General features: G+C 51.3%; 9 protein-coding genes. 5 read left to right on the plus strand and 4 right to left on the minus strand.

Annotation, left to right across the window (positions count from 1 at the left end; translation table 11 throughout):
• Positions 1 to 653: 653 nt before the first annotated feature.
• Positions 654 to 3,854: a WD40/YVTN/BNR-like repeat-containing protein gene (locus tag H9Q13_RS07550; protein ID WP_224744137.1), complete on the plus strand. Its 3,201-nt coding sequence runs from the start codon at positions 654 to 656 to the stop codon at positions 3,852 to 3,854.
• Between the two features lie 164 nt (positions 3,855 to 4,018).
• Here H9Q13_RS07550 and H9Q13_RS07555 read toward each other — a convergent pair whose 3' ends face one another.
• Entirely contained in the window at positions 4,019 to 7,150 is a 3,132-nt protein-coding gene (locus H9Q13_RS07555; RefSeq protein ID WP_191183149.1) for a VPS10 domain-containing protein, read from the minus strand.
• 579 nt (positions 7,151 to 7,729) lie between these two features.
• Between H9Q13_RS07555 and H9Q13_RS07560 the strand changes: the two genes are divergently transcribed.
• The gene (locus tag H9Q13_RS07560) at positions 7,730 to 8,296 is read left to right on the plus strand and encodes a PepSY-associated TM helix domain-containing protein (protein WP_191183150.1); all 567 of its coding nucleotides are present in this window, start codon (positions 7,730 to 7,732) and stop codon (positions 8,294 to 8,296) included.
• A gap of 5 nt (positions 8,297 to 8,301) precedes the next feature.
• Positions 8,302 to 10,713, plus strand: a complete 2,412-nt coding sequence (locus H9Q13_RS07565) for a TonB-dependent receptor (protein ID WP_191183151.1) — start codon at positions 8,302 to 8,304, stop codon at positions 10,711 to 10,713.
• A gap of 53 nt (positions 10,714 to 10,766) precedes the next feature.
• On the opposite strand, the gene H9Q13_RS07570 is transcribed toward H9Q13_RS07565, so the two are convergent.
• Both H9Q13_RS07570 and H9Q13_RS07575 read right to left on the minus strand, forming a co-directional pair.
• The gene (locus H9Q13_RS07570; protein WP_224744138.1) at positions 10,767 to 13,361 is read right to left on the minus strand and encodes a TonB-dependent receptor; all 2,595 of its coding nucleotides are present in this window, start codon (positions 13,359 to 13,361) and stop codon (positions 10,767 to 10,769) included.
• 195 nt (positions 13,362 to 13,556) lie between these two features.
• Positions 13,557 to 16,493, minus strand: coding sequence for a VPS10 domain-containing protein (locus H9Q13_RS07575; protein ID WP_191183152.1), 2,937 nt, complete (start codon positions 16,491 to 16,493; stop codon positions 13,557 to 13,559).
• A 142-nt stretch (positions 16,494 to 16,635) separates the two neighbouring features.
• Between H9Q13_RS07575 and H9Q13_RS07580 the strand changes: the two genes are divergently transcribed.
• Positions 16,636 to 17,340 (plus strand): SGNH/GDSL hydrolase family protein, encoded by a 705-nt coding sequence (locus tag H9Q13_RS07580; RefSeq protein WP_224744139.1) that lies wholly within the window; start codon positions 16,636 to 16,638, stop codon positions 17,338 to 17,340.
• 141 nt (positions 17,341 to 17,481) lie between these two features.
• Positions 17,482 to 18,453: a YpdA family putative bacillithiol disulfide reductase gene (locus tag H9Q13_RS07585; protein ID WP_191183153.1), complete on the plus strand. Its 972-nt coding sequence runs from the start codon at positions 17,482 to 17,484 to the stop codon at positions 18,451 to 18,453.
• A 6-nt stretch (positions 18,454 to 18,459) separates the two neighbouring features.
• On the opposite strand, the gene H9Q13_RS07590 is transcribed toward H9Q13_RS07585, so the two are convergent.
• Positions 18,460 to 19,143, minus strand: a complete 684-nt coding sequence (locus H9Q13_RS07590; protein ID WP_191183154.1) for a pseudouridine synthase — start codon at positions 19,141 to 19,143, stop codon at positions 18,460 to 18,462.
• Positions 19,144 to 19,153 lie beyond the last annotated feature (10 nt).

Raw genomic sequence — 19,153 nt, forward strand, 5'->3', positions numbered from 1 at the left:
CACACCAAGTAGCACACCTTATTCATGATTGTATCTAACGAAGAAATAAGGGCTTGATATGTTATAGCCAAAGCATGAAACATTGATTTGGTAATTATACAGCTTAATCTATATACAATCAAGTTATTTTTGTTAAAATTACTTTCTGTATAGTCTTGATAATTATCATTTTGTAAAATGAGGGCAAGGTGGCTTTAAAAATTCAGATGTTAGGGGGAGTCTGCTGATCTGAATTGGTGAGGGTGTCGCTTTTTGAATTTTTTTGCTGTCTATTTCTTGTGATTAGGGCTGGGTAGTCTCCTAAAGGCAAATTATGGCATGCCAATTTTCATTTTACATCCTTACGGTTATACCATGATTGACTTCGCCTGAAGCTATGATTTTTTATATTTCATTGATTTCTATTGACATAGTTTGATAAAATATTTAAAAGCTATATATTGTTATGACATTGAAGGAGATAGCATTAACCTGATAGTAGAGAATGTTGGGGAAACGAGTTATGGGTTACCTATGCTGGCTTTTCAATCTTTAAAATCTTAGCGGATCAATTCATCGCCTAGCCTTCGGTGGAATGCAATCCACCCCTGTGATAGATTTCAGCCTTAAACGCAATAATATTCCAGTTTCATTCACCTAAACCCACATTGTATATGAAAAAAGCATTACGCACTGCTTTGCGCAAATCAGGTAGCGCGGGCTGCATGCTTTTGGTTTTGGCGCTTGCCTCGCCCGAGGGAGCTCTCGCCCAAAAGCAAAAAGCCAGCAGAACCCAAAAGAAGGAGGCAGTAGCCCAGTTTGACTCGAAATTATACAACGGCCTTACATGGCGCTCTATTGGCCCATTCAGGGGAGGGCGTTCGGCTACTGTAACTGGCGTGCCCGGCAAGCCAAACCTCTATTATATGGGGGCCGCCGGTGGGGGCATCTGGCGGACAACCGATGGAGGCTCTACCTGGGAGAATATCTCAGACGGATTCTTTGGCGGTTCTATCGGTGCTGTGGCCGTAAGTGAGGCAGATCCCAATGTAATCTATGTGGGGGAGGGTGAGAAGACCGTCCGCGGTAACGTTTCGTCTGGGCATGGTGTCTGGAAATCGGTAGATGCCGGTAAAACCTGGCAACACACGGGCTTGAAAAACTCCAAGCACATTGGCAGGATCCGGATCCACCCTGATAATCCGGATGTCGTGTATGTGGCTGCCATGGGTGACCTTTATAAGTCCAACGAAGAGCGCGGCGTGTACAAAAGCACAGATGGCGGCAAAACCTGGAAGCGGGTGCTGTTTGCTAATGCCGATGCGGGTGCCGTAGACCTGACCTTTGATCCGTCTAATCCGCGCAACCTCTACGCCACCACCTGGAATGTGCGTCGCACACCTTATAGTCTGTCCTCGGGAGGGCCGGGTTCCGGCATCTGGAAAAGTACCGATGGGGGAGACAACTGGAAAGAGATTTCCAGAAATGAAGGATTGCCCAAGGGTACGCTCGGTATCATCGGTGTAGCTGTGTCGCCTGTTAATTCAGAGCGTGTATACGCCATGGTAGAGGCCGAAGATGGGGGTTTGTTCCGATCTGACGACAGTGGCCTGACCTGGAAAAAGATGAACGATGACCGTAGCCTGCGCCAGCGGGCCTGGTACTATACCCGTGTATTTGCCGACCCGAAAGATGAGGATGTGGTGTATGTGCTCAATGTGTCTTATCACAGAAGCAAGGACGGCGGTAAGACATTCACCTCTGCCAATGCGCCACACGGAGACCACCACGACCTGTGGATCGCTCCTGAGAACCCGCAGCGTATGGCAATAGCTGATGACGGTGGGGCTCAGATAAGCGCTGACGGTGGCATGAACTGGAGCACGTACATGAACCAGCCAACAGCACAGTTCTACCGCGTGACAACAGACAACCACTTCCCTTACCGCATTTACGGGGCGCAGCAGGATAACTCCACGGTGCGTATCAGCCATCGATCATCGGGTTACAACATCACCGAAAAAGACTGGGAAGAGACAGCCGGATCGGAGAGTGCGCACCTGGCCGTTAACCCAAAAAACCCTGATGTGGTGTATGGCGGCAACTACGGTGGCTTCCTGTCAAGGGTAGACCACGACAACGGGCAGGAGCGTGTGATTAATGTATGGCCGGATAACCCGATGGGGCATGGCGCTGAAGGTATGAAGTACCGCTTTCAGTGGAACTTCCCGATCATGTTCTCGCCAAACGATCCGAACAAGCTGTATACCACCTCCAACCATGTGCATGTCACCTATAACGAAGGACAGTCATGGGAAACGATATCTCCGGACCTGACACGCAACGATCCTTCCAAGCTTGGCCCTTCTGGCGGACCTATCACAAAAGACAACACCAGTGTGGAGTATTACGGTACCATCTTCGCGATCAACGAGTCTCCGGTAGAGCCCGGCGTAATCTGGGTTGGTTCTGATGATGGTTTGCTGCACGTAACACGTGATGCTGGCAAGAACTGGACAAAGGTACAGCCAAAAGGAATGCCGGAGTGGATTATGATCAACAGCATAGAGGCGCACCCAACGCAGAAGGGCGCAGCTTATGTGGCTGCTACCATGTATAAGTCGGGTGACTTCAGTCCATACCTTTACAAAACCACTGATTATGGAAAAAGCTGGACTAAGATCACCTCTGGTATACCTGGTCACCATTTTACCCGTGTAGTCCGTGCCGATCCTAAAAGAGACGGCCTACTGTATGCCGGCACTGAGTATGGCATGTATGTGTCCTTTAACGATGGTGCCGACTGGCAGCCATTCCAGTTAAACCTGCCAATCGTGCCCATCACTGATCTTGCCGTTAAGAATGACAACCTGATTGCCGCCACACAGGGCAGAAGTTTCTGGGTTATCGACGACCTTACGCCACTGCACCAGTTAAATGCCAGCGTAGCAGGAAGCAAGTTTCACCTGTATAAGCCTATGGATACCTATAAAATGGACGGAGGCAACAGGGGACTTTCTAAAACGGCAGGAGAGAACCATCCGGGTGGGGTGATGGTGCATTACTTTATGCAGCAAAAGCCTGATACCACCACGACCGTGAAGCTGGATATTATGGACCGGAACGGGAAACTGATTCGTAGTTATGCCAGCAATGCAAAGGACAAGAAAGACAAGCTGGAAGTGAAGGAAGGCCTGAACCGCTTTGTCTGGGATATGAGTTACCCGGAATCCAGCCGTTTCGATGGCATGATTCTGTGGGGGGGAGGCACCCAGGGCCCTAAGGCAATAGCAGGTACTTATAAAGCGAAGCTGACCGTGAATGGAGAGAGCCAGGAAACCGACTTTGCGATTCTACAGGATCCTCGCACCAAGGCATCACCTGAAGACCTGCAGGCGCAGTTTGACTTCCTGCTGGAGGTGCGCGACAAGCTGACAGAAACGCATGACGCCATTAAAGACATCAGAACGATGCGCTCCCAGCTTAAGACCTTGACGAATAACCTGAAAGGACAGGAGAACTATAAGGGCATTATAGAATCTGCCAACGCAATAGACAAGAAAATCACGGCGATTGAGGAGGAACTCTATCAAACAAAGAACCGCAGTGGGCAGGACCCGCTAAACTTCCCAATCCGACTCAACAATAAGCTTGCAAACCTGGTACGTCAGGTCAGCACTGGTGATTTCCGTCCGACTGATCAGGCCTATGCCTATAAAAAAGAGATCACGTCGCAAATTGATGAGCAGCTAAATCTGTACAAACAGGTGCAGGCGCAGGATGTGCCGGCGCTCAACAGGCTGGTGAAAGAGAAAGGTGTTGACGCGATTGCTGTAAAGAAAACAGCGCCTCCTGTAACTGGCTCTATCAAGTAAAACACAATAACTGTATTATGAAAATATGCCCTTCCTAGCTTCTTAGCCGGGAAGGGCATATTTTTTATAGTCCCACAGTGAGCCAACTATTAAGCTCCCTAACAATATTGAATAAGAACAAAAAAGCAGCCCGTTACAGGCTGCCTTTTTTGTTTAGCGATCCGTTACTGCATGAATCCAATTAGTGTAACCTCCTGGCTTCTGAGCTTATCGTTATACCTTTTGACATCGTTTTTCATGAAGGTGTCAATGTCCTGCTTCAGTGCTTGCCACTGTTGCTGCAAGTCGTTATACCTTTGTCGCTGTCCGTTTGTGACTGGCGGGATGGCACTGTTGACAATCCCGCTCAGGTGAATGAAGTGGTTGTCCAGTTTGTTCTCAAAGTTGATGACATCCTGAAACGTTTTTTGCTGTGGCTGCACGAGCAGGTTCTCCAGCTCCTCCGATCGCTTCGAAATGAGGTCTGATTGCTTGCGTAAGTCTTCATGCTCCTGCGAGTCCTTAAGCATTTCTTTCATAAGGCTTATCTGACGTCTTACGAGCCTAAGCTTGTTTACCGATTGGTAAATCTCATCGAGACTCGCGTTTACACCCTCCTGGATTTTTCTCTGCTCCTCGAAAGCTGCCATGGGTACATTATACCTTGGGTCGCTCTTTACGGCAAAGGCTTCCTCGAGCACAGTGCCGCCATAGGTGAGCTTTACTTTGTAACTGCCCGGCACGGCGCGATAGGCACCTTCTCCAAAACCTGCCAATAAGCCATCCGGTCGCTTAGGTGCGTGATGGTTCAAATCCCAGTGTACCCGGTTCAGGCCCTTACTAACCGTAATTTTATCTGCTTCTTTTTCAGCTTTTGAGGAAAGCGTTCTGACCAGTTTATCAGCTTCATTATAAATTTCGATTTTCAGCTCAGTATCATCAAAGGCCTTGTTCATTGCAAAATGGATTAAAGCGCCATGCGGAGGGTTTTGCCCCATGAACTGCTTTGCTGCATTTTTGTTCTGAATGTAATCGGAGCTGATCGCATCTGCTGGCTTTAGAAGGGATATACCTGCAGAGCCAGGTTGACTCATTTGCTGATGCAGGGGCGACAAGTCGTCCAGTATCCAGAAAGCACGGCCTCCGGTAGCAGCAATCAGATCATTATGGTGTACTTTAAGATCCATGATCGGGGTGATGGGTAGGTTGGATTGGAATGACATCCACTGTTCGCCTCCATTAAACGATACATACAGGCCTGATTCTGTACCTAAGTATAGCAGGTCTTTTCGTTTCGGATCTTCTCTCACTACCCGGGTGAAATGCTCTTTCTGAATACCGTTTACCATTCTTTTCCAGCTCTTGCCCCCGTCGGTGGTTTTAAAGACATGTGGTGTAAAGTCGTTCACTTTATAATCGTTCACGGCCAGGTATACAGTGTTGGCATCGTGCGGAGAGACTTCTATGGCATTGATAAGGGTAGTGGAAGTAAGGCCTTTTGGAGTAACCTGCTGCCAGTTTTTACCGCCATCCCTGGTCACATGCACCAGTCCGTCATCGGAGCCTGCCCAGAGTACCTGCGGGTCGTGCGGGGACTCCACAAGGTAGAAGATGGTTTGGTACACCTCACCGCCTGCTCCTTCTTTTGTGATAGGACCGCCGCCATAATCCAGGAATTCAGGCTTGTTTCTGGTGAGGTCCGGGCTTACTTCTTCCCACGACAGGCCCCTGTCTTTTGAGCGGAGCACCACATTGCCTGCATGGTAAATGACCGAAGGGTCAAACTTGGACATCACAATCGGTGCGTTCCAGTTGAAGCGGTATTTTTGGTCAATTGGCTTGGAGCCCAAACCCAGGTATGGGTAGGCCATTACGTCCTGTGTGTTCTTGGTTGTGGCATTCCATTCGCTGATTATACCTTGGTAACAGCCAGCATATATGTAATCGGGTGCATCAGGGTTGAAGGCCACAAAAGCCGATTCGCAGCCCCCTACAGGGTAGAAAGCAGACCAGGGAATGCCCTGTCCCTGATGCGCGTTAGGTATAGCGATGGTAGAGTTGTCCTGCTGCCCTCCGTAGACTGTGTAAGGAAACATGTTGTCAGCGTTTACCCGGTAAATCTGGGCTGTTGGCTGATTCTCCTGTGTCGACCAGTTGGCTCCTTTGTTATGGGAAATATTGCCGCCGCCATCGTTTGCGTTCGCCCAAATGTGCGGTTGGAGTGGGTTTATCCAAAGGTCGTGGTTGTCGCCGTGCGGAGTTGGCAGTGGAGTGAAGCTTTTGCCACCGTCGATGGATTGCATAAACGGAGCGTTCAGTACGTATACCTTGTTCTCATCCACTGGGTCGGCGAAGATGTGCATGTAGTACCAGGCCCTGGCTCTCAGCACGCGTTCTTTGTTGATGTTAGTCCAGGTGCTGCCACCGTCTTCTGATCGGAACAGACCGCCGTCTTCTGCTTCTACAATGGCCCATACCCGTTCAGGGTTAACAGGAGATACGGCCACCCCGATTTTGCCCATCACCTTTGGCAGGCCTTTCTCCAATTTCTTCCAGGTGTCGCCACCGTCCGTGGATTTGTAGATGGCACTGCCTGCTCCGCCGCTCTCCACTTTCCAAGGGTATCTGCGGTGCTCCCAGAAAGCAGCATACAAAACGTTTGCATTTGTTGCATCCATGCTCAGGTCGCTGGCACCCGTGTTTTCGTTCACGTGCAATACCAGCTCCCAGTTTTTGCCTCCGTCTTTCGAACGGTAAATTCCGCGCTCTTTGTTCGCGCCATAGGGGCTGCCCTGTGCGGCCACATAGAGTATGTCCGGGTTTTTGGGATCGACCCGCACCCTGGATATTTGGCGTGTGTTTTCCAGGCCAAGGTGCTTCCAGGTTTTGCCTGCATCCGTCGATTTGTAAACCCCATCGCCATGTATCGTCATGACACCCCGCACAGCCGCCTCGCCGGTGCCTACATACACCACGTTAGGGTCGCTGTCTGACACGGCTATGGCGCCAATGGAGCTCGATTTGAAATAACCGTCCGATATGTTTTGGAAGGAGTTTCCGGAGTCGCTTGTTTTCCAAAGTCCGCCACCTGTATACCCCACGTAGAAAGTATTGGGCTTTGTTGGCACACCGGCAATGGCAACAGAACGGCCTCCTCTGTAGGGACCAATATTGCGCCACTCCAATGCCTTGTAAAAATCAGGGTCGGTATTACTTGCCTGTGGACTGGCTGTACCTTTTTTCTTTTTTTGTGCCTCTGCAGGCAGCGGTTGCCAAATCAGGCCAGCGAGAAAAATGAGCGTAATTATTCTTTTCATAAGCAACGGTCATTAAAATGGTTCTATATGGTAATTATGAGAATAATCTGGGCGATTGCTGCGCTAATATGTTGGCGTATAAATAATTGTGTATGTCAATATAGGAATTTTATAGTCAGAAAGCACCGATTGGGCGCATTATATTCAAAAGGTCTTTCCCATAGCATGCCTGGCAAGTATGGTTGCTTAGCAGCTTTGATTCGGATAGTTGAGGCGAGTCTTCCGCACAACTGGCAGAAGAACGAGGCACTGAACGCATGCTGGTGGCTGTTTTTTCCAGGCTTCTTAACAAGATAATCGTTAGCAAAGCAGGTGCACGCACCAGTATGACAGGTAGGCTATTTTCTTTGATGAAGTCTCTTGATTGACTCCGTGAAGGGCTATTTTTGTGTATGCAAACAGTAATAGAGAAAGCTGATCATAGTTTGAGCCAGATGAACTGCTTTGAGAGGGCTTGACCAGCAGTATAGCGTGCATCCTTCACTGAAATGAGCTACCGCCATTAATTCCGATGGTTGCACATTGTTTATCTGCGTCTTTTATAGGATATTGTGCTGCTATACCTATTTCTCCTTTACTTTGAGTTCCAGCACCTCCACCCGCACCAAACAAAAAGTACGAAGCTTAGCTGACCGGCTGCGAAATTTTAGGGTATACCATCGTTACCTTGGTTTGTCTTTAGGCGTTTTCATTCTGATAAGCAGCGTTACCGGCATTTTATTGGGTTGGAAAAAGGATGTGGATTTGCTGCAGCCCCCCACGCAGAAGGGGGCCAGTACCGACCTGCAGCAGTGGTTGCCGCTCTCAGAACTGGCTGCCCGCTCCCTGGCTGGCCTGGATTCTGCAGAGGCTATTTACGAGAACCCCATCGAGCGCATCGAGGCCCGCCCGGACAAAGGCATCGTTAAGACCATTTTCAGGGATGGGAGTTGGGAGGTGCAGCTCGATGCCAGCAACGGCAAGGTGCTCTCCGTTGCTCGTCGCCACTCCGACTGGATTGAAAAGGTACACGATGGCTCTATCATCAGTGATCTGTTCAAACTGGTCTCGATGAATGTGCTTGGCTTTGGACTGGTGTTTATTTCTTGTACAGGCTTCTTCTTATGGTTCTACCCAAAGAAGATCAGGAAGATCAAAAGCAGATAAAATTTATGCCGAAAATTTTGCAATTGCTATGCTTGCTGTGGATGCTGAGTACGGCATCGTTTGGACAGGTACTGACCGTGAGAGATCAGGTGACGCAGCGACCGTTGGAGATGGTGCAACTGTTCACGGCTGATCTGCCGCAGGCGCTTCTGACTGATGCCAAAGGGCAGATTGATATAGCTGGCCTGCAGGGTAAAGACAGTATATATGTGCGCCTGGTAGGATATCAGCCAGAAATGCTGAGTTATGAGCAGCTCCGCAAGGGGCAGTTTCGGCTATACCTGAAAGAGAGCACCGTCGCCCTGCAGGCTGTCGTGGTGTCGGCCACGCGCTGGCAGCAAGATGTCAAAGAGGTACCGCAAAAAGTAAGCACCATCCGCCCCAAAGATGTGCAGTTGCAAAACCCACAAACCGCCGCCGACATGCTGGGGCAGTCCGGGGAAGTGTTTATCCAGAAAAGTCAGGGCGGCGGCGGCAGCCCCATGATCCGAGGCTTTGCCACCAACCGGGTGCTGATCGCAGTGGATGGGGTGCGCATGAACACGGCCATCTTCCGGAGCGGTAACATTCAGAACGTGATTTCCCTTGATCCCTTCGCCACCGAGAAAACAGAAATACTGTTTGGCCCTGGCTCCGTGATGTATGGCAGCGATGCCATTGGCGGCGTGATGAGCTTGTACACCTCATCTCCAAAATTTGCTAGCGAGGATGGCCCGCACGTGAGCGGCAGTGCAACCGGACGCTGGTCTTCTGCCAACCAGGAGAAAACCGGGCATGTGGACGTAGGGATCGGCCTAAAAAAATGGGCGTTCCTGACCAGTGCCACCTTCAGCGACTACGACGATCTAAGGATGGGCTCGCGCGGACCAGACGACTACCTGCGGCGCGAGTATGTACAGACTATTGCAGGGCAGGATGAGGTCGTGTTGAATTCTAATCCGGAGCGGCAGGTATACACGGGCTACGATCAGCTTAACCTGATGCAAAAGGTTAGGTATAGACCCAGCGATAAATGGGAACTGCAGTATGGCTTTCACTATTCAACCACCTCCGACGTGCCCCGTTACGACCGCCTGATTAACTACCGCAACGGCAAGCTGCGTTCTGCAGAGTGGTATTATGGTCCGCAGGTATGGCTAATGAACAACCTGCAGCTATCCTACCAGGCTCAAAGCAAAGCCTTCGACCGATCGAACTTCAGCCTGGCACAGCAGCTCTTCGAAGAGAGCCGCCATAACCGGGACTTGGCTAAATCGATCAGGTATAACCGCTATGAGAAAGTGCATGCCTATTCCGCCAATCTCGACTTTGAGAAGGCACTGGATCAGCGGCATCACCTGTTTTATGGCCTGGAAGCAGTCTACAACAAAGTGCTCTCTTCTGGCATCGATGAAAACATCAGTGCCGGTACTGCTAAGGCTGGCCCATCGCGCTATCCGGACGGAGCGGATTGGAGTTCTTATGCCGCATTCCTGACTTACCGATTTAAAGCGAGTGAGAAATTCACCGTACTGACTGGGGCAAGGTATAACTATACCTTGCTGAACGCCAGTTTCGACAACAGCTTCTTCAATTTCCCTTTTCGTAAAGCTGAGCTTGATGCCGGTGCGTTGACCGGTAGTGCGGGCGTGGTGTACAGCCCACAAACCGACTGGCAGCTGAGTTCTAACTTGTCAACAGGTTTCCGATCACCGAATGTGGATGATATCGGGAAGATCTTCGATTCGGCGCCTGGTCTTGTGGTTGTGCCCAACCCTGACCTTAAGCCGGAGTATGCCTATAATGCAGACATAGGATTTGCCAAGACTTTTCGGGATGTGCTCAAGCTGGATGCAACCGCTTTCTATACCTATCTGCAAGACGCACTGGTACGCCGCGACTATACCCTGAACGGGCAAAGCAGTATTGAATATGAAGGAAAGATGAGCCAGGTACAGGCCTTACAGAATGCAGCCTACGCCACGGTATGGGGCGTGCAGGCAGGTATAGAAGTGAAGCTCCCGGCGGGGTTCGGACTCTCCTCCAGGTATAACCTGCAGCGAGGGCGGGAGGAACTGGAGGACGGCACGGAGGCGATGCTTCGCCATGCCGCCCCTTCCTTTGGCGTCACCCGGCTGACCTATACCCGGAACCGATTGAAAACTGAGTTGTACGCCATGTACAATGGGGAAATAACACATGCCAACCTCGCCCCGGAAGAACAGGCCAAAGCGTATTTATACGCCGCAGACAGCAACGGGAATCCGTACAGTCCGGCCTGGGCCACGCTCAATTTGAAAGTCCGCTACCAACTAAGCCAGCATGTAGCCGCAAGCGCCGGTATAGAGAACATCACCGACCAGCGTTACAGACCCTACTCCTCTGGTATAGCGGCGGCTGGCAGGAACTTCGTTTTAGCGTTGAAGGCTACTATTTAATAAAGCACTTTCGGAGCTGCCATTAGAGCAACTCCGAAAGCTGAAAAAATCATTTAAAAATTAAAGCGAAGACGGGCATAATAGAAGGCACCGCCGATTCCCATTTGCACTGGATCCCATAAGCCGCCTGACTCGGTTTCGGTGTCTTGCTTAGTAGGGTACACGTCGAAAAGATTGACAGCACCCAGCGTGATGCCAAAGTTCTCGGAGAGCTTTTTGGCGATGGCTAAATCGGTCGTCACTTTTGGCTTGTACACATCTTCTTCACCAAGCCAGTCAATCAGTACGATTTCGCCAAAGCGGTTGAACTTGAGGTTCAGGTTCCAGTCGCGCAGTCTGTAGTCGAAGATCAGGTTCATGCGGCTAGGCGGTGCGCTTGCCAACAGGAACCGCTGCTCTCTCAACCCGAAGTAAGTATCCTCTTTGCCGGCCAGCCTCGGAGTAGTGGCAATGTTTTGGATCTCCAAGTCATTGAAATTGCCGGCAAAGCTTACATTCAATATATTGTCAGCGCCAAAAGTAGTAGCATAGTTCAAAATCACATCCACACCAAGCGTGCGGGTATCTACGGCGTTAGTGAAAAACTGGCCTGCGCCAACGCCCAATGCCTGCAGGTCTTCCCCAATATCAGGGTCAGTGTCCTCAAAGGCGCCTGTCAGCACGATTCGGTCTCTGATCCGAACATAATAGCCATCGACAGTAGCCGTAAAGCTTCGGAAACTACCCGTAAAGCCCAAGCTGCCGTTTACTGATCTTTCATGCTTCAAGGCAGGTATACCGAGCCTGCGGGTAAGGGGGCTGTTGTTCCGGGAAATGACCTTATCTACCGGCTGGCCCGACACGAAGTCGGTGAAGGTGGTGTTGAAATAGATCTGGGCCAAAGAGGGAGCCCGGAAACCAGTGCTGACCGACCCCCGGATAGCGAAGTTATCTGTAAGCTCCAGTCTGGAGGCGAGTTTGCCGTTGAGCGTGCCGCCAAAGTCGCTGTAGTTCTCGAAACGGGCAGCGGCGGCGACCATAAATGCGCTGGTAATATCAAACTCTGCGTCTGCATAAGCACCGATGTTGGTTCTGTATTCCGATAGCTCATTCTCGGGCCTGAAACCAGGGAATCCCTGTGAACCGGCGGCTCTCCCCAATACGTCCACCTGCCGCACCCGGCCATTGATCACCGTGTCGATAATGCCATAATTGCGATAGGAGCCTTCTTCACCGGCGAATATCTCATAGTTTTCGATCCTGTACTCAGTACCGAAGGCAAAGTTCGAACCGGCCAGTATGTCCTTAAAGTACCTTGTGAGGTGCAAGCCGGTAGTATTCTGTATCAACTCGAATCCTCCTGCGTCAAAACGAGTGGGCGACTGCTCAAGGAGTGACGCATTCAGCGTGCCGTCCACGAAGTAGTGAAAGCGGTTAGCGCCGAATGTATTGTTCAGGTCCAGATCCCACTCCCGTAATTTGCTTTTGAAGCCAGTGGAGAAGGAACGGTCCAGAATGCGGGACTGTATGTGCGGATCGAAACCATTGGGGTAAATGGCAGGAATGTTCCGTTCAGAGTCGGCATCACGCGTCCAGGCAAAAGCGTCTGTGTCGCGGAAGTTGAAAGTGCCGAATGTATAGAAGCTAGCCTGTTCGTTTACGGGTATCTCCGCATTGTAAATACCTGTGAAGTTATCGGATGAAGCATCACCAAACTGTCGGCGGTAAATATCATAAACAGCCGGGTCGGCCGGTCGGTTTGTCTTCTCTCGTTTCAGATAGTCGAGTGTCAGGTTAGCAAAGCCTTTTTCGGCTATCCGGAAGCCATAGTTTCCATTGACCTGGTACTGTTCGCCATCGCCCTCTTTAGTGATACCCGTATTGACACTGCTCGTAAATTCTTCCACACTCGATTTGAGCACGATGTTGATAACACCCGCAATAGCATCTGAGCCGTACTGCGCAGCGGCACCGTCTCGTAATATTTCGATCCGTTCGATGGCAGCGGCAGGTATAGTGTTAAGGTCTGTCCCGGTGTTTCCACGACCGCGTGTACCAAAAATATTGATAAGAGCCGATTGGTGGCGTCTTTTGCCATTCACTAGCACCAGCGTCTGGTCTGGCCCCAGTCCTCTGATAGTGGCCGGATCTACGTGGTCGCTGCCGTCAGAGCCCGATTGCCTGTTGGCGTTGAATGAAGGGGCTACCAATTGCAGCAACTGGTTGACATCAAGCTGACCAGATGTGAGGGCTATTTCCCTGATGGGAATGATATCAATTGCCACCGGCGTTTCTGTTACAGAGCGGTTATGGCTTCTGGATCCTACCACTACAACATCCTGCAGGCTTCTGGCTGCCTCGCGCATGACTACATTCAGTTGGCTACGTCCATCCAGACGGATTTCCTGTGCAGAGTAGCCAATGTAACTGAACACGAGCACAGCGTCAGCAGGCAAATTCGACAACTGGTAATTGCCATTGCTGTCGGAGGTGGTACCTGTGGTAGTGCCTCTCACCGAAATGGATACTCCCGTTAGCGCCTCTCCCGCTTCGTTAGATACTCTGCCTCTGACGGAGCTAGTCTGAGCGAGACAGGTGATAGATAACAGTAAAAAGAAAAAGGGCAGCATTTGCTTGAGCCATCGTTCTGTCCGAGTAGAAATTTTCATAGGCTATGTTTTAATAAAGTGAGATACAAAGTATTCCTCAAACGATATATCACTAAAAAAAGATGTAATATAGACTATTCGGGGATGTTGATGGTCAGTAACTTATTACTTGATAGAAACTATACTGCTGTGTAGAAACAAAAAAGGCAGCCCCATTCGGGACTGCCTTCATATCAGGTATAGCAATGGCTGCTACTAGCTTCTTACTTTACGCTCCGGTGCTTTTAGCGTAAACTCCGAGGTGGCTTTGCCGCCATCGGCTGTCTCTACTTCCACGGTATACTTGCCTGGCTTCAGGTAGATCACCTTATTGTCGGCGGCTTCTACTTCCACTGCCTCCTCGGCGTCTTTCTTGCTGCTGTTCAGGGAAGTTTCGTACGCTTTTGCATTGGCTTCGTCTACCGAGAAGTTATAGCGCACATAGTTCAGGCCGCGCTCGTTCTCGTCCTTCAACTCTTTCAGCAACTGCCCTTTGTCGGTTTTGATGCGGATGGTGGTGGTGCCGGCTTGCGCGGTATAGAACGGGATCTCCAGTGAAGACTCCATTGGCTCGCCCCATGCTCCCCACGACTGCCCCCAACGCGGGTTGTAATTTACCGGCTTGAATGCGAACAAGTGCAATTTTTGATTCTGAATTTCGGGCGTAAGTTGTTGCAAATGCTCCACATTGGCAATATAGATGGAGCGGCCGTGCGTGCCGACGATCAAATCGTTGTCGCGCGGGTGCACCACCACATCATGCACCGACACAGCCGGCATGCCGTTGCGCATCTGCATAAAGGTCTTGCCCCTGTCAATTGAGGTGTAGAGGCCGTGGTCGGTTCCGACATACAAGAGATTCGCATTTTTAGGATCTTCTTTGATGACGTTGATGGCCTCGGCAGGCAGGTTAGCGCCCAGGCGTTCCCACTTCTTGCCATTGTCTTCCGACACGTACAGGTATGGCGTGAAGTCATCCCAACGGTAGCCGTTGAGCGAGGTATACACGCGGTTCTCGCTGTGGTTGGAAGCTACTACAGTAGATACCCACATGTTCTGCGGGAGCTTCTTTGAGATGTTTTCCCAGTTATACCCACCGTCTTTGGAGACATGGATGGCGCCATCGTCAGAGCCTGTGTAGAGCAGGCCAAACCTCAGCGGGGATTCATCAATCGAGGTCAAGGTGCCGTAGCCTACATCACCTTTCAGACCGCCGTTGGTCAGGTCGCCCGAGAGGGTTTGCATGTCCTCGCCCTGTTTCATGGAGCGGTGGAATTTGTTGGAGCCGAAGTATAGGATGTCTTGGTTGTGGCGGCTCAGGTGAATCGGGCTTTCCCAGTTGAAACGCAATGGTGTTTCACCCAGCTCATGCGTAGGCTTCACGGATACACGCTCACCAGTGCGTTTATTCACACGGGCATAGTTGCCGTATTGCGAACCAAGGTATACCGTGTTGTTGTCACGGAAATCAACCTGCACCATCATGCCGTCTCCTCCGCCTATACGCTGGTATGGGTAGCGGCCGCTTTGGGTCCAGGAGGTGCTGGCCTTGTAGTTGCTCGGTCCGTACCAGGTACCGTTGTCCTGCAAACCGCCATAAATGTTGTAAGGTTTTTCCATATCCACGGCCACGGCATAGAACTGGCCCACCGAAGGAGTATTGGCTATGGCCCACGTTTTCCCGTCATCCATCGTGATGTTCAGGCCACCGTCGTTGCCATTGATGAGATAGCCGGGTTTGTCAGGGCTCACCCACAGGGCCTGGTGGTCGGAGTGCACGTTGTCGCCCTCGATGTTACGGAAGGTCTTGCCGCCGTCATCCGACGTCAGGATAGGCACACCCAGCATGTAAATCTTATCCGGATTGTAAGGAGCCACACGCAGCACACCAAAGTAGTAGCCATAGCTCGAGTACATGTCGTCGATCGGCTTGTCGTGTGTTTTCTTCCAGGTCTTGCCCGCGTCGTCAGAGCGGTATACCTCTGCGCCTTTCACCGGTGCCTCAGTGGTCACGGCCAGCGGGTCTTCCAGGTATACAGCCAAAGCAGCCGGTTTTATCTTGCCGCTCTGCACATCCGCCTTCACCGACTTGGCGGTATACTTGGCCGGGAAGCGGTTGTTGTCCAGAAATTCATTCAGGCTCTTGTCATTCAGGGCCATGAAAGCCTCGGCGGTCATGCCTTTAAACTGGTCTTTCTGCAGCTCACCCGCCTTTGGTTCCTTCTGCTCTTTTTGGCGCAGCTCCTGGTTGTCCAGGAAAGCATAGAGGATGTTGGGGTTATCCGGGAAGATATCGAGACCGATGCGGCCTACGCCAGCAGAGGCCGGAAAGCCGCTTCCTTCTGTCGTTACGCGGGTCCAGGTGTTGCCGCCATCAGTAGATTTATGGATGCCGGATGTCTTGCCGCCTTCCACAAAGTCCCAGGCGCGGCGCTCGCGGTGCCACATGGCTGCATACACGTTGTTTGGGTTCTTGGGGTCGATCACCAGGTCGATGGCGCCTGTGTTTGCGTCCAGGTAGAGTGTCTGTTTCCAGGTCTTGCCGCCATCAGTTGTTTTGTAGATGCCACGGTCTTTGTTGGGCGAGTACAGGTGACCGACTGCTGCTACCCATACCGTATTCGGGTCGGTAGGGTGAAGCACGATGCGGCCGATGTGGTGCGTGTCATCCAGGCCCATGTGCTGCCAGGTTTTGCCACCGTCGGTGCTCTTGTATACCCCCACACCCGCGTAAGAGGAGCGGCTGGAGTTGCTCTCGCCAGTTCCGATCCAGATAGTTTCGTTGTTTTTCCAGTCCACGGCAATGTCGCCGATGGTCATCACGGCCTCGTTGTCGAAGATGGGCTCAAAGGAAATGCCGTTGTTGCGAGTCCTCCACAGGCCGCCCGAGGCATAGGCTGCGTAAAAGTTGCTCGGGTCTTTCGGGTTCACATCGAGGTCGGTAATGCGGCCGCTTTGTACAGTGGGGCCCACATTCCGCAGGGGTACATTGCCTACAAGGGAGTTCTGTTCCAGTTGCTGTCGTTTTTCGAAGCCCTGCAGCCTTTCTTTGGCCGGGGTGTTGGCGGGTTGTTTGGGTGCTTTCTTCTGGGCCTGCACAGTCGCCCCGCTCAGGGCTACCAGCAGCGCTGCCGAAAGTATATGTTTTTGCATGAGGTAGAATTTGGTAAGGGTGGTTTAGAATGCGTGTCTAAAGCTAAGGAATTGCACCGGAAATCGGAAATACTTCCAGCCAAGCGGCGATGGCGGCAATCTAAAGGGACATGACAAGAGTATATAGAGCAAAACAAACCATATGCTACGAAATACAATCATCTTTACACTCCTGTTTATGTTGCTGACCGGGGCTGCCTGCAAAAAAGAGGAGACTGCCAACCCAATGGATACCTCAAAAAACTACAAATATACCTATCTGGCGCTGGGCGACTCCTATACTATTGGACAGGGAGTGGCTGAGCAAGACCAGTGGGGCGTGCAACTGGCCGATCTGCTTCGCCAGAATGGCATCGCTGTAGCGCCACCCGTTACGATTGCCCTCACGGGCTGGACCACAAGCGATCTGATCAAGGCAGTGGCAGATGCCAAGCCGAAGCCTGAATTTGACCTGGTGTCGCTGCTGATTGGGGTGAATAACCAGTACCGGGGCCAAAGCATTCAGACCTACAGAACCGAGTTCAGGCAGTTGCTCCAAACTTCGGTTACCTTGGGCCGGAATAATCCGAAACACGTCATCGTCTTATCGATACCCGATTGGGGAGCCACGCCGGCGGCACAAGGGCAAGACCGCGAACAGATTGCACGGGACATAGACGCTTTTAATGCGGTGGCGAAAGAGGAGTCTGAAATGGCCGGTATTCAGTTTATCAACATTACCCCACTCACACGTACATTGGTTTCTGACCAGAGCTACCTGGCCTCCGATCGGCTCCATTACTCCGGCAAGATGCACCGTGAGTGGGCACTGCTTGCCCTGCCAGAGGTTCAGAAATTTCTGAAGTGATGGCTATTTAGGTTAATTTGCGCTAACGGATAAACAGGAGCCCCGGCGATGACTTAAACAGCGTGGTTTTGAAGAATTCTCCTGAATAACTGCAGACGAACAGAAGAGGCCGATCATTGTTGCACATTCAAAAAGCATAAATTGAAAGAGACCATTGATGTACTGGTAGTGGGCGGCGGCCCCATCGGGTTAGCCTGCGGACTGGAAGCCCAGAATGCTGGCCTAACTTACCTGATCGTGGAGAAAGGCACCATCACGAACTCGCTTTTCAATTACCCGCTTAACATGACGTTCTTCTCCACGGCCGACCGGCTGGAGATCGGAGGTTATCCCTTTCCGTCCATTCGTGCCAAACCCAATCGGAGTGAGGCCCTGGAATATTACCGCCGGGTAGCGGATGCCGGTGGATTGAACATCCGGCTTTTTGAGGAAGTGTCAGGTATAGAATCCGGAGAGGAAGGATACCTCGTTCAGACAAGCAAGGGAATGTATCGGGCAAAGCATGTTATCATTGCGACCGGTTTTTATGACATCCCGAACATGCTGAACATACCCGGTGAGGACCTGCCCAAGGTACGGCATTACTACTATGACCCACACTATTATTACAAGCAGAAAGTTTTGGTAGTCGGAGCCAACAACTCTTCAGCGGATGTAGCCCTCGAAACCTGGCGAAAAGGGGCGGACGTGACAATGGTGGTGCGGGAAGCCGAGTTGGGCCGTATCAAGTACTGGACCAAGCCGGATCTGGAGAACAGAATTGCCGAGGGCTGTATCAAAGCCTATTTCAACTCCCGCCTGATCGAGGTCCGGGAAAATGAAGTGGATATTCAAACGCCGCAAGGTATAGTCACCATCGCCAACGACTATGTGATGGCCATGACGGGTTACCAACCCAATTTTGCTTTCCTGGAAAGAATTGGCGTTAAGTTATCGGATGACTTGTACCGCCATCCGTTTCACAATCCGGAAACCATGGAGACCAATTTGCCCAGGCTATACCTAGCTGGCGTGGTGTGCGGAGGTATGGAGACGCATGTCTGGTTTATCGAAAACTCACGTGAACATGCCGTCAAGATTATCCGGCACATCAAGCAAACGCTGGCAAACTAAGGCTGTTTAGAATCGCTTCTTCCGACTGGAGTTGTTCCGACTGTCGTAGTGCCGTCCTCCGTTGGTTTTTGCAGTGCCGCCAGTCTTTTTCGGCCTGCTGGCAGTTCCAAAGCTGCTTCCGGCGGTCAGGCTCTTGAGTTTGGCGACTTCCTCGGTGGTCAGTTCGCGATACTCGCCTGGCTGCAGCTCACCTAAACTAAGCGGGCCGATGGCCGGACGTATCAGCCGGAGCGTTGGAAAACCGACAGCGGCTGTCATGCGGCGCACCTGCCGGTTCATGCCCTGCGATATTTTAATCTCTACCCACGAGGTCGGTATTTCTTTGCGAAAACGAACAGGCTTGGATCGTTCCCATACCTGCGGGGTTTCCTCCAACCGATTAGCTTTGGCAGGAGCCGTTTTCACATTCTTGATCATTACGCCGCGTTGCAGTTCTTCCAGTGCCTCTTCGGTGGGTATACCGTCTACCTGCACCCAGTAGGTTTTCTCGATTTTAAACTTGGGATCGGACAGGCGGTGCTGCAGTACCTTGTCATCTGTCAGTAGCACTAAGCCCTCGCTGTCGTAGTCCAGGCGACCGACAGGGTAGATGTCAGGTATAGGAACGAAATCTTTGAGCGTAGCACGGCCCGTTTCGTCGGTGAACTGCGTCAGGACTTCGTAAGGCTTGTTGAGGATAATGTATTTCAAGTTTGGAAGT

The organism is Pontibacter aquaedesilientis, assembly GCF_014773225.1.
Taxonomy (GTDB): Bacteria; Bacteroidota; Bacteroidia; order Cytophagales; family Hymenobacteraceae; genus Pontibacter; species Pontibacter aquaedesilientis.

Coding starts and splice junctions, on each gene's coding strand:
- H9Q13_RS07550 (WP_224744137.1), top strand. CDS start 654: ATGAAAAAAGCATTACGCACTGCTTTGCGCAAATCAGGTAGCGCGGGC.
- H9Q13_RS07555 (WP_191183149.1), bottom strand. CDS start 7,150: ATGAAAAGAATAATTACGCTCATTTTTCTCGCTGGCCTGATTTGGCAA.
- H9Q13_RS07565 (WP_191183151.1), top strand. CDS start 8,302: ATGCCGAAAATTTTGCAATTGCTATGCTTGCTGTGGATGCTGAGTACG.
- H9Q13_RS07570 (WP_224744138.1), bottom strand. CDS start 13,361: ATGAAAATTTCTACTCGGACAGAACGATGGCTCAAGCAAATGCTGCCC.
- H9Q13_RS07575 (WP_191183152.1), bottom strand. CDS start 16,493: ATGCAAAAACATATACTTTCGGCAGCGCTGCTGGTAGCCCTGAGCGGG.
- H9Q13_RS07580 (WP_224744139.1), top strand. CDS start 16,636: ATGCTACGAAATACAATCATCTTTACACTCCTGTTTATGTTGCTGACC.